General features: G+C 35.7%; 10 protein-coding genes. 7 read left to right on the top strand and 3 right to left on the bottom strand.

Translation table 11 applies throughout. From position 1 onward, the window contains the following. Positions 1 to 8: 8 nt before the first annotated feature. The 3 genes from CHB68_RS12695 to CHB68_RS12680 form a co-directional block, all read right to left on the bottom strand. The gene (locus tag CHB68_RS12695) at positions 9 to 1,424 is read right to left on the bottom strand and encodes a GspE/PulE family protein (RefSeq protein WP_089261289.1); all 1,416 of its coding nucleotides are present in this window, start codon (positions 1,422 to 1,424) and stop codon (positions 9 to 11) included. A gap of 481 nt (positions 1,425 to 1,905) precedes the next feature. Next, complete coding sequence (locus tag CHB68_RS12685; protein WP_089261287.1) at positions 1,906 to 2,337, bottom strand: general secretion pathway protein GspG; 432 nt, start codon at positions 2,335 to 2,337, stop codon at positions 1,906 to 1,908. Between the two features lie 95 nt (positions 2,338 to 2,432). Next, a complete protein-coding gene (locus CHB68_RS12680) occupies positions 2,433 to 3,098 on the bottom strand; it encodes a response regulator (protein ID WP_089261286.1) in 666 nt (221 codons plus the stop codon). Between the two features lie 467 nt (positions 3,099 to 3,565). Between CHB68_RS12680 and CHB68_RS12675 the strand changes: the two genes are divergently transcribed. The 7 genes from CHB68_RS12675 to CHB68_RS18435 form a co-directional block, all read left to right on the top strand. Further along, complete coding sequence (locus CHB68_RS12675) at positions 3,566 to 4,495, top strand: hypothetical protein (RefSeq protein ID WP_089261285.1); 930 nt, start codon at positions 3,566 to 3,568, stop codon at positions 4,493 to 4,495. Next, a complete protein-coding gene (locus CHB68_RS12670; RefSeq protein WP_089261284.1) occupies positions 4,492 to 5,613 on the top strand; it encodes a hypothetical protein in 1,122 nt (373 codons plus the stop codon). The genes CHB68_RS12675 and CHB68_RS12670 overlap by 4 nt, the downstream gene beginning before the upstream one ends. Positions 5,614 to 5,663: 50 nt before the next feature. Next, positions 5,664 to 6,197: an OmpH family outer membrane protein gene (locus CHB68_RS12665; RefSeq protein WP_089261283.1), complete on the top strand. Its 534-nt coding sequence runs from the start codon at positions 5,664 to 5,666 to the stop codon at positions 6,195 to 6,197. Continuing rightward, positions 6,184 to 6,813 carry a hypothetical protein gene (locus CHB68_RS12660; RefSeq protein ID WP_143815209.1) on the top strand — a complete coding sequence of 210 codons (630 nt, stop codon included), beginning with the start codon at positions 6,184 to 6,186 and terminating at the stop codon, positions 6,811 to 6,813. The genes CHB68_RS12665 and CHB68_RS12660 overlap by 14 nt, the downstream gene beginning before the upstream one ends. Positions 6,814 to 6,815: 2 nt before the next feature. Further along, the gene (locus CHB68_RS12655) at positions 6,816 to 7,412 is read left to right on the top strand and encodes a hypothetical protein (protein WP_089261281.1); all 597 of its coding nucleotides are present in this window, start codon (positions 6,816 to 6,818) and stop codon (positions 7,410 to 7,412) included. A 17-nt stretch (positions 7,413 to 7,429) separates the two neighbouring features. Beyond that, complete coding sequence (locus tag CHB68_RS12650; RefSeq protein ID WP_143815208.1) at positions 7,430 to 12,547, top strand: hypothetical protein; 5,118 nt, start codon at positions 7,430 to 7,432, stop codon at positions 12,545 to 12,547. A gap of 4 nt (positions 12,548 to 12,551) precedes the next feature. Further along, on the top strand, positions 12,552 to 13,463 hold a 912-nt coding region (locus CHB68_RS18435), incomplete at its 3' end, for a BACON domain-containing protein (protein ID WP_143815207.1).

Raw genomic sequence — 13,463 nt, 5'->3', positions numbered from 1 at the left:
TCAGTTTTCTAACTTTTCAATAATGAATAGGCTTCTTCTACTGAAGTCGTTCCATTCCTAATTAGTTTAATTGCATTATCCTTAAGTGTCAAAACGTTTAATTGTTTTAGGATGTTATGTATCTCTAAATGATTATCCCGTATTGGAATGCGTAACAGATGATTAATAGGTAATATTTCATAAACTGCTTCTCGCCCTAAATAACCTGTATAATGGCAGTCATTACAGCCGATAGCGGTATAGTGAAATTTTAAATCATTAGGAATTATAAATTCAGGAGGAAATACTATGGGTTCTATATCTGATTTAACTTTGCAGGTAGAACACAACTTTCTTACCAATCTTTGCGCTAAGCTCATGTTAAGGGTACTAGCTATTAAATATGAGGGAACCCCCATATCTATAAGCCTTGAAATAGTTCCCCATGCGGAATTGGTATGTATCGTTGAAAGTACCAATTGACCAGTCTGTGCAGCTTTAATTGCAACTTTAGCAGTTTCTGCATCCCTAATTTCACCGATCATAATGATATTAGGGTCTTGTCTTAAAAATGTTTTTAAGGTCTTTACGAAATCTAAACCTATATTTTCCTTTAGCTGTACTTGGTTAATTCCATCTAAAGTATATTCAATGGGGTCTTCTAATGTTAAGATATTATCCTCTTCTTTATTTAATTCTTTTAACGTAGCATACAGGGTTGTTGTTTTACCTGAACCCGTTGGGCCAGAGATTAAAATTATGCCGCTGGGTTTTTTTAACCCCTCACGATAGGTTTTTAATTCCCGTTCTGAAAATCCTAATTTATTCAAATCAATAATGGTGCTATCCTTGCTAAGTATTCTCAAAACAAGTTTCTCGCCATTAAGGACTGGTAAGCTAGAAACCCTAATATCAAATTCATTGCCATTAGTGTTAATGGATATACGTCCATCTTGTGGTAAGCGTTTCTCGGCTATATCCAAGTTGGCTTTTACCTTAACCTTATTGACCATTGTAGGATATTTATCAATAGGAATAACAAATTGCTCTATCAGTTTACCATCAATTCTAAAACGTACCCTACATCGTTTTTCGTAGGGTTCAAAATGAATATCACTACTGCCCATATGTTCGGCATCAATCAATATTTTTTCCAAAAAATCATCAGAATAGTTTAGTTTGTTAACCTCCTTATTGGTTGATTTTCTATAGTTTATGGTCAATAATTTCTGTAATTCTTCCGTATGACATTCCTCTAAGATTACTGAAGTATTAAGAACAATTTTTAGTTCTGATAATAGTTCATGCAATGCATTACTATCAGTTTTGAAAATTATTCCCTTATCCGTGTTTTGTACAGGTACAATTCTATAATGAAAGGCCTGTTCAGAAGAAATTTTCTGAAGGATATCGGCGGATATAGTAAAGTCTTCTTTAGATAGCATTAGAGAATATATAATGAGGGTGTAGAAGGTAATAGATCAATTGAAAGGATTATAGCCAGAAATAGACTCATCAAGCCTGCCAATGGCACGCCGGTAATGTTATAATCTTTTGAATTGAACAAGCTTATGACGAGAGAAAACATTATTGAGCAAGTAAATAAAACCAAGAAAGTGATAGTTGGGAAACCTAACGCAAAAGCATAGAAAAAAAGTACATCTCCTAGCCCAAAACTAACATTTAAAAACTTCATGCCTCTTATGTACTTTGTATATACAAATACGATACCTAAAATACTCGTTATCAAAATAATGTTCATGCATAAAAAGGGGAAACTAAACTGTAAAGAGGAATGACTTTGATAAAGAATAAACAGCATAATAGCGGATATTGGGAAAAAGACCCAATTCACTTTTTTATCCTTGATATCTTGAAAAGCTATCAAAGCTAAAATAACCAAAAGCGCTATTTTGACAGTAGTTATCAATCTTTTATTACTTGTTTAGGGTTACCTTGTTCATCAATTTCCCAAACATTAAAAACTCCATCTCCATCAAAATCAGTAATAGCAACAGCCTTTGCCTTAAAGGAAGTATTGTCTGCACTAATGATTTCATATGTATAGTTGGCCGTGCCATTTTCTTTAACCGTTTTGGGAGCCACAAAATCCAGTTCATTTAAATCATTGGAATATTTGCTGTACATATACCGGTGTGTTGTTTGGGTATTATATATAGCTTTTAATTGAGTTTGTGCTTCAATACTTTTAGCCTTGGTAATCAAAGGCATTAAATTAGGTAGGGCAAGTAATAAGAGAATACCTATTATAGCTAAAACTATAAGTGTTTCCTGTAAGTTTAATGCAGGAATTTTTCCTTTTAAGAGTGTTGAAATCTTATATTTTTTAAATTTCATTTTATTATAACGTTTTCAGTGGTAATAATTGTAATGGGAAACCTTTTAATTCATTCAAAAGCTTATGAAACTTAGTATTTTATACTGTTTTGGAATTAAATAAAACCTTTATTTCTGGCCACTTCCAGTAGTTGACCGTTACCTCCATTGGGAACACCCAATAATTTTTTTAATTCTTTTTTTCGCCGCTCAATTGTGGGTAAGGATAAAGGAATATAATTTGGTAATTCTTTCATTTTATATCCTAATGATAAATGATAAAGAATTTTTCTATTCCACACGTCTAAAAAAATATCCTCAAAATCAGTTGGGCTTAAAAGTTTAGATACCTTATTGCTGTAATAAGTATTATTGTTTAGTATAGTACAAACAGCAGTTATTAATACATCTTCATTGATGTCAGATTTTATTAAGAATCCTTCAGGTTTTATAGAGTAAAATATATTTGAAATACATTGAACATCATTCAATCCTGTTTGGACAATAATTTTAGTATCCGGGAACTTCTTTCTTAGATATATACCTAAATCCTCACCACCACTTGCCGCGTTGCATTTGGAGGCAGGTAATGATATATCCAATAAAATTAGCTGGTAAAAATCATCTTTATTAAACTCCATAAGTTTTAATACTGCATCACAGCTTAGGGCACTATCAAATTCTAAATTGAAATCATCTTGAATTTGTTGTAGTGTTAATTGATATCCTTTAATGACCATTGGGTGATCATCTACAATTAAGAGTTTGGTTGATTCAAACATTTAGTGTTGATTATTTCTTGATAACGGCAGAATTGTCTAAATGTTTTTTAAAATTGAATTTTTTTTATGGAATCTTCTTTTTTGTGCTGTTTCTATTAAATAATAAACATCAATTGTATTAAAAAACAGTATAAAATACATATTTGTAAGAATATTCTTATAAAATAACGGTAAAACCATCATCTAATTTTTGGTATAGTAATATTTCTTCAATCCTATTTTATGCACTTCATCGTCTGTATTAATCCGTTTATCGGATAACTGTGTAATATCCACATTTATTATGGTCGGTCATCGAAAAGCTGTTGATGTCAATTTGAATTTTTTTTTGATTTGATTAAGAAAATATTAAGAGTTGTACAATACTGAGATTATAGTGTTGGTTTTAAAAACCTAATATTTTAATTCGATTCAAAGTGATCAGAACTATAAATGAAATCATTAAAAATTTTAGACAAATCTAGTTTATGAAAAATTATATAAACAGCACAGTTCTCATAGTGACACTAATTAGTATACAAAATTCTTTTTCTCAATGTCCTAATACACTTGAAAACCAAGCTACAGGACCCAACGCGATTATAATAAGCTCACCAGAATTGGTTGCAGGAGCAGATTCCATAATTGGAATAAACGATAATGGTGAATGTGGTTTAACGGTTACCAATAATGATAATAATCAACCTTGGTCAAGGATACGAATTTCTATCAATTTAGCAGAAAATTCCTTACAGGCCGGGGACGAGCTGAATACGAGTATTGAAGTTGCACAAAGTAATGGACAACCAAGGGTAGAATATAATATGGATAATGCTGCCAATGAAGCATTAATTTATGAAAGTTTTACTAATTCCAATATACACAATCAAACCATTACAGTTCCTAGTGGTATAAGCTCTATAGATATTTGGCTTTACTCCAATTATACGGAAAATACCCCAGGTAGTAATACATATAAAAATTTAAGTATCTCAAAAGTTGTGAACGGTGGTGAAACCCCATCTTCAGAATCATCGGTGTGGTCAGAAAATAACAATATTGCAAGTTATTTCGGGAAAGTTGGTGTTGGTACTACATCACCAGGAGATTATGATCTAGCTGTAAACGGAGAAATAAGGGCAAAAGAAATAAAAGTGGAAACTGCCAATTGGCCCGATTACGTTTTTGCTGAATACTACACCTTACCAACTCTAAAAGAGGTTCAAAATCATATAGACCAAAAAGGTCATTTAATCAATATACCATCGGCAAAAGAAATTGAAGAAAATGGTTTAGAATTAGGAGAAATGAATCGGTTACTCTTAGAGAAAATAGAGGAGCTGACTCTTTATACGATTAAGCAACAAAACGAAATAAATTTATTAAAGAAACAGATTAATAAAATTGTAAAAAAATGAAGAATAGCTTATTAATATTATTAATAACGGTAGTTTGTTTTAGCACTGTAAAAGCTCAAAATTTAATTCATACCGATGATTGGGTTGCTGGTGAAACAGGTAGAACCGATAACTATCAGAATCAAGGTCTAGATACGCAAAATTCTAGAATAAATATGGTAGGGCCCTATGGAGAAACTATAGTGGTTTGGCAAGCATTAGCAGATGGAGATGCTGGATTTAATGGTGGTTTTTCTGAAAATGGAGTATTGTTGGATACAAATAAATCTTATAGGGTAAGTTTCTGGGTAAGGTCTAACGGTAATATGAATTGTCAAAATTACACAGGGTTTACACCTTATGATAGTAATGATAACTTGTTACAAAACTTTCAAACAGAGGATGGAGACCCAATAAGCTGGCCGTATTTTTCAGCGATGGATATGCCCAATGATAAATGGTATTTAATTGTAGGGCATATTAGACCAAATGGTGCTGTTGATTTAGGTACTTCTGGTATATATGACCCTTTAAATGGTTCAGAATCTTCAATACCACCTGCATCTTATGAAACCATGGATTACATATTTCCTACAGGTTATTCACAAATTAAAACTAGAATAAGGGCATTTATGTATGCTTGTGGGGCTGGTGAAAGTATGCATATAGCCATGCCCAGAATTGAAGAAATTAACGGGCAAGAATGGTCTTTAAGCGCGCTTCTGTATGGAGAAGATGGAGGAAGTACAGGTCCTGGTAACCAAGGTGGAACACTTTGGTCTGCTAATGGTCAGGATATAAACTATATGTCAGGTAAAGTTGGTATTGGTACAACCATGCCAGGTAATTATGAACTTGCCGTAAACGGAGAAATTAGGGCTAAAGAGATCAAGGTAGAAACAGCCAACTGGCCTGATTACGTTTTTACAAAAAACTATAAACTGCTGTCACTGGAAGAAGTTCAAAAACATATAGATAAAAATGGCCATTTGCCAAATATACCCTCTGCCACTGAAATTGAAACCAACGGAGTGGAGTTAGGTGAAATGAACCGATTGCTATTGGAGAAAATTGAAGAACTGACGCTTTATATAATTCGGCAGGAAGAAAGAATAAAAATATTAGAATCCAAGAATTAATTAACCCTAAATAATTACATCTAACCTATTAAAAACAAACAAATAAACAGATGAAAAAACTAATCATCCCCATTGTAAGCATAATAACAGTTGTATTGATCAGCTCATTTGTAGCCAATAGTTCCAAAAATGAATTGGTCTATGTAGATGTGAATAAATTGATTGAAGGTTATAAAAGAACCAAAGCAGAACGAGAGGCATTTACCAAAAAAACGGAAGTCATTAAAGGTAATGTGGACAGCTTGGTTACCAGCTGGCAAACGGAACTAAAATCCTACGAAAAAGAAAGGGCATCCATGACCAAAAAGGAAATGGAATTAAAGCAGGAATTGTTGGCAAACAAACAACAGCAAATCAATAATTACCAGCAAGCGGTTCAAAAGCAGGTCCAGGAAGAAGACCAGAAAATGACACAGACCCTCATAAACGATATTAATGATTATGTGCAAGAATATGGTAAGCAACATGGATACCCTATGATTTTTGGAGCTGGCGGAAATGGGAATATCATGTATGCGGAAGAGGCTTCTGATTTGACTAATAAAATACTAATTGGGTTAAATGAACAATATGAAGGTAAATAGGCAAATATTTTTTTTCAAGAGAGTCTTGTTGTCCTTTTTCGTGGTTTTATTGTTGTCATCCTGTAACCAAAATGTCTTTGATTCTAAGAAAGAACTACTCGCTCATTTGCAAGACCCAGATAATGGATATGTTCAAAAAAAGGAAATTAACGGATTGAACTTTACCCTAACCTATAGACCTACAGATATGCTGGTTCAGCAAGTAATTAACGAAAGAACAACACAAAAGGAACTGGATAGTGTTAGGAGTAAATATGGTAAGTACATGTACCTCAATATTTCAATATCGAACAACGGTAAAGAAGTTCTTAATAGTGTTATAAATAGGAAATCTGACTTTGGAGGTATGGTGAATGAATTAGCTTTTGGGATGGGACAAAAGGTACATCTAATTAGTCAATCCAGGGACACCCTTGAATTACTTGATTATATATACCCAAGGGAGTATGGTATGGGCAAAGCTACCAATATGATGTTTGTATATCCTCGAAACGATGAGTTTCTGAAAAATGACTATTTCCATCTTACAATTGAAGATATCGGACTAAAAACGGGAGAGGTTGGTTTTAAAATTCCTACCAATTTGCTTATCCATGAACCCAAACTTAATCTTTAAATATGAAATTTCTAAACTATAGGATTTTTCTGGTTTCCTTTTTCCTTTTTTCGATTAGTTACTCCCAAAAAGCACCGGTAAAGGTTGGTAAGAGAGATGGGTCTGTATTTACGGCTGTTGGCAAAATGAAGGATAACCGCATCAAAATTTGGGAAAGCACCAAACCAAAGGCCTATTATTTGGATTTAAGTGAAATCGAGTTTGTTCATTTTAGGTATGGAAAAAGAAAAGGGGATAAGATGTACCGTTCAGTTATTGTGGAGGGAAGGGATAATTCAATCTTTTTAGAGGAATTGGTAAAGGGAGAAATATCCTTGTATAAAGATTTTACGGCAAATATGGTTATGGGAGCGACCCCCATGGGTGCAGGAGGCCCAATGATTCAATCCTATAACATTATTGATTATTATGTAAAAAGAGGCAATCAAAAGTCTGCTACACATTTGGCCAGCAATGAGCTGTTTTCAAAAAACTTTAAAAAAGCTGCTTCCGATTTTTTTTCAGATTGCCCGCTACTTGTAGAAAAATTACATAAGAAGGAGTTTAATAAGAAGGACATAAAAGAGATTGTGACCTTCTATAACGAAAAATGTGATTAACTAGTTAAAACTAAACCATGACAAAGACAAAATTTTCACATAGGATATTGGCTACTTTCTTTATAATGGCATTTTTGCCGAGCCTATTTCCTGTTAACTATTTATTGGCATCTAATAATGGCCCAAATGCCCCAGAAGCTGCCTCTTTTGAACCAGTTGATGCCACTGACATGGTTAACCTAGTTACCGGGGATATGAGTTATGTTCTTCCCCTGTTAAACGTGCCTTCTCCAGAAGGCGGATATCCAATTTCCCTGGCCTATCATGCGGGCATTGCCATGGAGCAAGAAGCTTCTTGGGTGGGACTAGGCTGGAACCTTAACCCAGGCGCAATAAACCGTGGTGTTAATGGCTACCCGGATGACTGGGGAAAAACTAGTATTCATGAATTTTATTACGATACTGGAACGACCCAGAATTACTATAGTATAAGTGCAGGAGTGACTTTTAGTGACGCATTTAGTGTAGGGCTTGGAGCTTCTTGGGGTTCTAACCAATCCTTGGGGGGATATGTATCCGCAAGTGCTGGATTAGGTGGTGAAAATGTGGCTTCGATAGGGGGAAGTATTGGTACTAACGGTGTAGGAATAAACGGAGGTTTTGCTGGATATAGTGCTAATATTTCTACTAGTGGTGTAGGTGTAGGATATGGATTTGCATCAGGTGCGGGTAATAATGCTGTTGGATTAAATCTTAACTACAATTATAGTTCTGGTCTGTCCGGAGGAGTATCGGTGACTCAGATGGAATCATCTGATGGTAGTAAAATAGCATCTCATAAAAGATCGGGAATGGGTATTAATTTTAGTACGGATGGGTTATCCATCAATGGTAAAGTGAACGGTATTGGAGCGGGAATATCTACGTCTAGTCAAGATGTTAATTCGGGAGACTATGATGTAAATGTCGCTTCAACAGGTTTCTATTTACCGCTATATTATTTTTATATAGGGTATAACAAAACCAAGGTTACACATAGTCTTTTCAAGTATGATAATTTATTTACATCAGGTATGCTTTATCCAGTGAATTCAATTAAAACTAAGACTGGAAATGAAAAAAATGAGGTAATTGAAAATAACTTTATGGATGTAACCATCCTTCCAAGATATGACACTGAGACGGTAGGGAACGTGCTGCTGGATAGGAATGCCCAATTGAAATATAATAACCTAGTGCTTCCAGGTTACGATAATTATTCAGTTACAGCACAGGGATTATCAGGAACATTGAGTCCTTATTTTACTTCGGAATTAAACCTTTCAGGTAGAGGTCGCGAAGAAAAGAACGATGATGACCTTTATGCTCAATATATCAATAATGATTTGTCGGAATACGCTGATGTTAATCACTCGGAATCAAACAAGAGTGCCGTAAGCAAAGTCAATTTTACCATGAGCAATGCACACTCTTCCTTTTTGAGAACCCAAACCTCACAAGTTCTTAATACTAACAACAACAATGACCCTATAAATGCTGAAAATTTGCTGAATTATTATAAAACACAAAACCTAACGAATTATAATAATCAAAGCAGTTTGGTCAACGGAGAGCTTAATAGAAAAAGGGAAGGTAATTATATCAAGACCTTTACCAATGATGAAATTCGAAATGGCGTTTTTGGTTTTTTGGAAGCGGATGGAATCGATCGCTCGGATTTGGACACTTATGAAGGTGAAGGAATTGGCGCGTATCGTATAACTACAGTTGACGGAAGGACGTATCATTATTCGCTTCCGGTCTATAATTTTGAAACTTTTTATAGGTCATTCCGCGAAAACGAATTTGGTGTTCCTGATAAAGAGAGTAGTTTCTTCGAAATACAAAAGACCACGCCCTATGCTACTCACTGGCTATTAACAGCAGTGACTGGTCCCGATTATATCGATGAAAATAATGATGGCATTCCTAATGGAAATGACTACGGGTACTGGGTCAACTTAGAATATGGCAAATGGAGCGATGGATATATATGGCAAACTCCAAATGGTCGTTATGATGAGGAGATTGGAAATGATGGAACCACTAATTATTCGTATTCTTGGGGGCGTAAACAGTTATATTATCTCGATGCTATTAAAACGCGGACCCATACCGCTCTTTTTGTAAAAGATTTGCGAAAAGATAATGCCTCTGTTCCTAAATATAAATATGCTGAGAAATGGAATGGAGGAAGCTTTTGGGATGATAATTATAGTAGTATTTATGAACCACAACAGAACTATAAGGTTTACGGTCATCCAGGTGATACATTTTATTATTTGAATAGCAATAATGAAGATACTTCCTTTCTTTTTGAATCAGATTTAGGGCAACAGGGTTGTCACAATATAGATCGGTATTCCGCCCAGAGTACGGAGGATCAGAGCTATTTCGATATACCTAAAAGTTATCCATTACGATTGAAAAAAGTACTTCTTTTCAAAAATGAGGATTTAAATGGCTTCAGTAAACAAGCAGAAAATGCCTTTAGTATTCAGAAGACAGGTATATTATATAAAAATACCTACTTTAAAAATACAAATGCAGACAGCCCGGAAGGCACCTGTCTATTGGGACCGGGATATAATTTTTATCTAAGCCCTCCAAATAGTAGTTTAAACGTTTTTGAACTAAATACTTCGAACAAAGTTGTTGATATAAATGATTTCAATGGGCTAAATCTAGAATCTTCTGCACAACAGGTAATTGTACTTGGACATGACTACTCTTTGGCTTCTGCTAGCCCTAGTTCTGATGTTCTAAATAAAGGTCGTCTTACTTTGAATAGTATTAGTTTTAAGGGAAAAGGGGGGGCTAGCCTAATCCCACCCTATAAATTTTCCTATAAATCCAGTGCGGTAGCCTATGATTATGATAAAACTGATGACTGGGGCCATTACGAAAATTTCCCGGATGTATGGAGTTTAGATCAAATACAAACCCCTATAGGTTCTACAATTAATGTAGAATATGAGGAAGACTCGTATTACGCGGAAGCGGCCTACACAAAAAAAATTGCGTATAATTTAATTTCATCGGTAACAAGGAATGGACTTTCCTTAACAGTCAATTTTAATGGAAACGTTTCAAATATTGCCAGTGATTTTGAAGTAAATCGTTTTTATGATTTCAAATTTAATAAAACCACATACGAACAGTATCCTGATAATACTTGTTGCACTAGTACTTATACGACGGAATATGGAAGATATAAAGTACTTTCTGTATCATCATCTGCCGTAACATTTGATGCAGGTAGTGAATCTTGGCAGTATGACTTCTATAATAGCAATAATAATTGTACGCCAGTACCGAATGGTTTCTGTTTAACCAATCTAAGTGTTTTTGGGGAGCAGAATAATTATGCCCTTACCGATTTAAATGGACGTAAAGGAGGAGGCGTTCGTGTAACTAGCGTTTCCGTGAGTGATGGTATTAATAGTCTCGTTACTGAATACGACTATACTAATCCGGTAACAGGTCAGATTTCTGGTATAACTTCTTTTAGTCCTTCAAAAGATGAGCCTAGGGCCATGCCTTACTTTTCAGAACTTCCATCACCGGGGGTATTATATAGCCATGTTAAGATGGTCAATAAAGATTACAATGGCAATATTATGGGCTCTACTGCTTATGAATTTGAAACGTTGGAGCCTTACGATAGATTTTCTGCCTCCTTATTTAATCTAGGTAGCGCCTTTGAAGTTTGGGAAGAACAAAATTCTCAGTTGGAAACTAATGTCAAGGCTAATAAATATACCATTAAAAGTGCCTTGGCGAATATTGGTAGGCTAAAATCCGTAACTAGCTATAATCCCTATGCGCAAATTTTAGTAAAAAAAGAAAATACCTATAAAACGAATTTAGATGGGCAAGGCGAAATTGGGGTAACCCAAGAATCCCACAAAAGTCTTAAAAGGGTATTGAACAATGGAAATGAGTCCTATTTCGTTAGTTCAACGAGTAAAATTACCTACCCAAGTGTATTGGAGAAGACGATCACGATACAAGGGGATATTACAGTGGAAACAAGTTTGGACACCTATGACTTCCTAAGCGGTCAAGTACTTCAATCCACTACAAAGGATAGTAGGAATCGAGAAATTCGCACAACCATCATGCCTGCATACGAATTCTATCCAGCCATGGGAAGTGTACATGATACGCCATTGGGGGCTTCTGTGCCAAATGTGAATATGTTGGCTCAAGAAGCTTTGACCTTTACAGAAATCAACGAAAACAGTTCTTGGAAAAAGGTGGGTGCAGGACTAACAACCTGGGCCAATACATGGGGCAATAATATATGGCGCAAGCATAAATCGTTTACCTGGAACGGGACTAAGGATACAGATGGATTTTTCCAAAACTATGTTGGTTCTTCGGACAACTTTGATTGGAATACCGGAACTGGGACGAAATGGAAGCAGCTAACCGAAATAACTAGGTATGATGATTATTCCATGGCCATTGAGAGTAAAGATATTAATGGTAATTACCTCAGTACAAAAATGGGATATAGGGATTCAAAACCTATTGTTTCTTCGAATGCGGGATACAATGAAATTTTCTATTCTGGAGCTGAGGATGAAAATAATGGAGCCTATGGAGGCGAAGTACAAAAAGGTTCGGCAACCCCGTCCAATGATTCCCATACAGGGAGCTACGCACTTTCCTTGGCATCTGGACAAAATGCCTTTGTATCCACTGTAAATACGTCAGATGGTAACTCCAAAAAATTCAAGATATCTGTCTGGGTGAAAAATGGACAGGAAGGTAATGTAGCGTTCTATAATGGCTCCCAAAACGTTCAACCCAATAATGATGAAATGATTCGTGCAGGGGACTGGTGGTTACTAAATTTTTACACTTCAATAAATAATGGTGCGAATGTTTATATAACAGCTGTAGGAGGGGGGGGCATAATTGATGACTTCAGACTACACCCTATTGAATCATCAATGACCTCCTATGTGTACAATGAATGGGGCGAACTCTCCCATATAATAGGAGCTAATAACCTAGCCACGCATTATCTATATGATGCTATGGGAAGACTAAAAAGCACCGAGACAGAAATTGTTGATTTTGTTGGCGATTCAGGATCGGGAGGTTTTAAGAAATCAAGTGAAATAAATTATACCTATAAATACTAAGAAGATGAATAGGATACAAAATATAATTCGAATCTTAATTGTTGCGCTAACCTTAACATTTTCTTGGGAAGGTACTGCACAAGGAGGTTGTTATGCAGCTGGTACAAATTTATCATTCACGGCTACACCAAGTGGTTCCCAAAGCTCCTCTATCCAGGGTGGATGTTACGATGGCTCCTCATTCGACTGGCAAGTAGGCACAAAACCAAGTTGGCTAAGCGCCTACCGCTCTGGAAGTTCTGTTGTAGTCACGGTTTCCAACAACACTACTGGCTCATCACGCAGTGGAAGCGTCCAGTTGGTAAAAAATGGATCACAGATAGGTACATTTACTGTTTCCCAAGCCGCTGGAGCACCAGCAGCACCCCCAATGCCGAGTAAAGTTAACTATTGTGGTTATACGAGACTTACCCGGAATAATCCGCCAACTGGTATTACCTATTATTGGCAAAGTAGTTCATCAGGAACTTCAACTTCCAATTCAGGTAGTTATATTGACAGAACAAGCGGAAGTACTTATTATGTTCGAGCTAGACATAATAGTTCTGGATTATGGAGTTCATCTACTTCTGTATCCTATACTATTAATTATTTGCCCGGGACTCCACAGACCCCCACAGTGGATTCCCAGAACTGTAACAGCGTCACTTTGAAAAGAATTCTGTACGATCAATATTCAGGCAACGGTAATGTTTGGTATTGGCAGAGCAGTGCTTCAGGAACAAGTACTGCAAATTCGAACGAAACAATAACGCTCACAAGTGGTTCCGTTTATTACCTAAGGTCTAGAAATACTTCGACGGGTTGTTGGAGCGCCAATTCATCCTCGGTATCCTATACTATGACCACAGTATCCACACCACCGAGTGTTACAGTTACCAATAACTGCGGTAGTACATTACTTACAAGGGCCAAT

Source organism: Maribacter sedimenticola, assembly GCF_900188415.1.
GTDB lineage: Bacteria > Bacteroidota > Bacteroidia > Flavobacteriales > Flavobacteriaceae > Maribacter > Maribacter sedimenticola.
This window is presented reverse-complemented; position numbering and strand designations above follow the sequence as displayed.

Coding starts and splice junctions, on each gene's coding strand:
- CHB68_RS12695 (WP_089261289.1), bottom strand. CDS start 1,424: ATGCTATCTAAAGAAGACTTTACTATATCCGCCGATATCCTTCAGAAA.
- CHB68_RS12685 (WP_089261287.1), bottom strand. CDS start 2,337: ATGAAATTTAAAAAATATAAGATTTCAACACTCTTAAAAGGAAAAATT.
- CHB68_RS12680 (WP_089261286.1), bottom strand. CDS start 3,098: ATGTTTGAATCAACCAAACTCTTAATTGTAGATGATCACCCAATGGTC.
- CHB68_RS12675 (WP_089261285.1), top strand. CDS start 3,566: ATGAAAAATTATATAAACAGCACAGTTCTCATAGTGACACTAATTAGT.
- CHB68_RS12670 (WP_089261284.1), top strand. CDS start 4,492: ATGAAGAATAGCTTATTAATATTATTAATAACGGTAGTTTGTTTTAGC.
- CHB68_RS12665 (WP_089261283.1), top strand. CDS start 5,664: ATGAAAAAACTAATCATCCCCATTGTAAGCATAATAACAGTTGTATTG.
- CHB68_RS12660 (WP_143815209.1), top strand. CDS start 6,184: ATGAAGGTAAATAGGCAAATATTTTTTTTCAAGAGAGTCTTGTTGTCC.
- CHB68_RS12655 (WP_089261281.1), top strand. CDS start 6,816: ATGAAATTTCTAAACTATAGGATTTTTCTGGTTTCCTTTTTCCTTTTT.
- CHB68_RS12650 (WP_143815208.1), top strand. CDS start 7,430: ATGACAAAGACAAAATTTTCACATAGGATATTGGCTACTTTCTTTATA.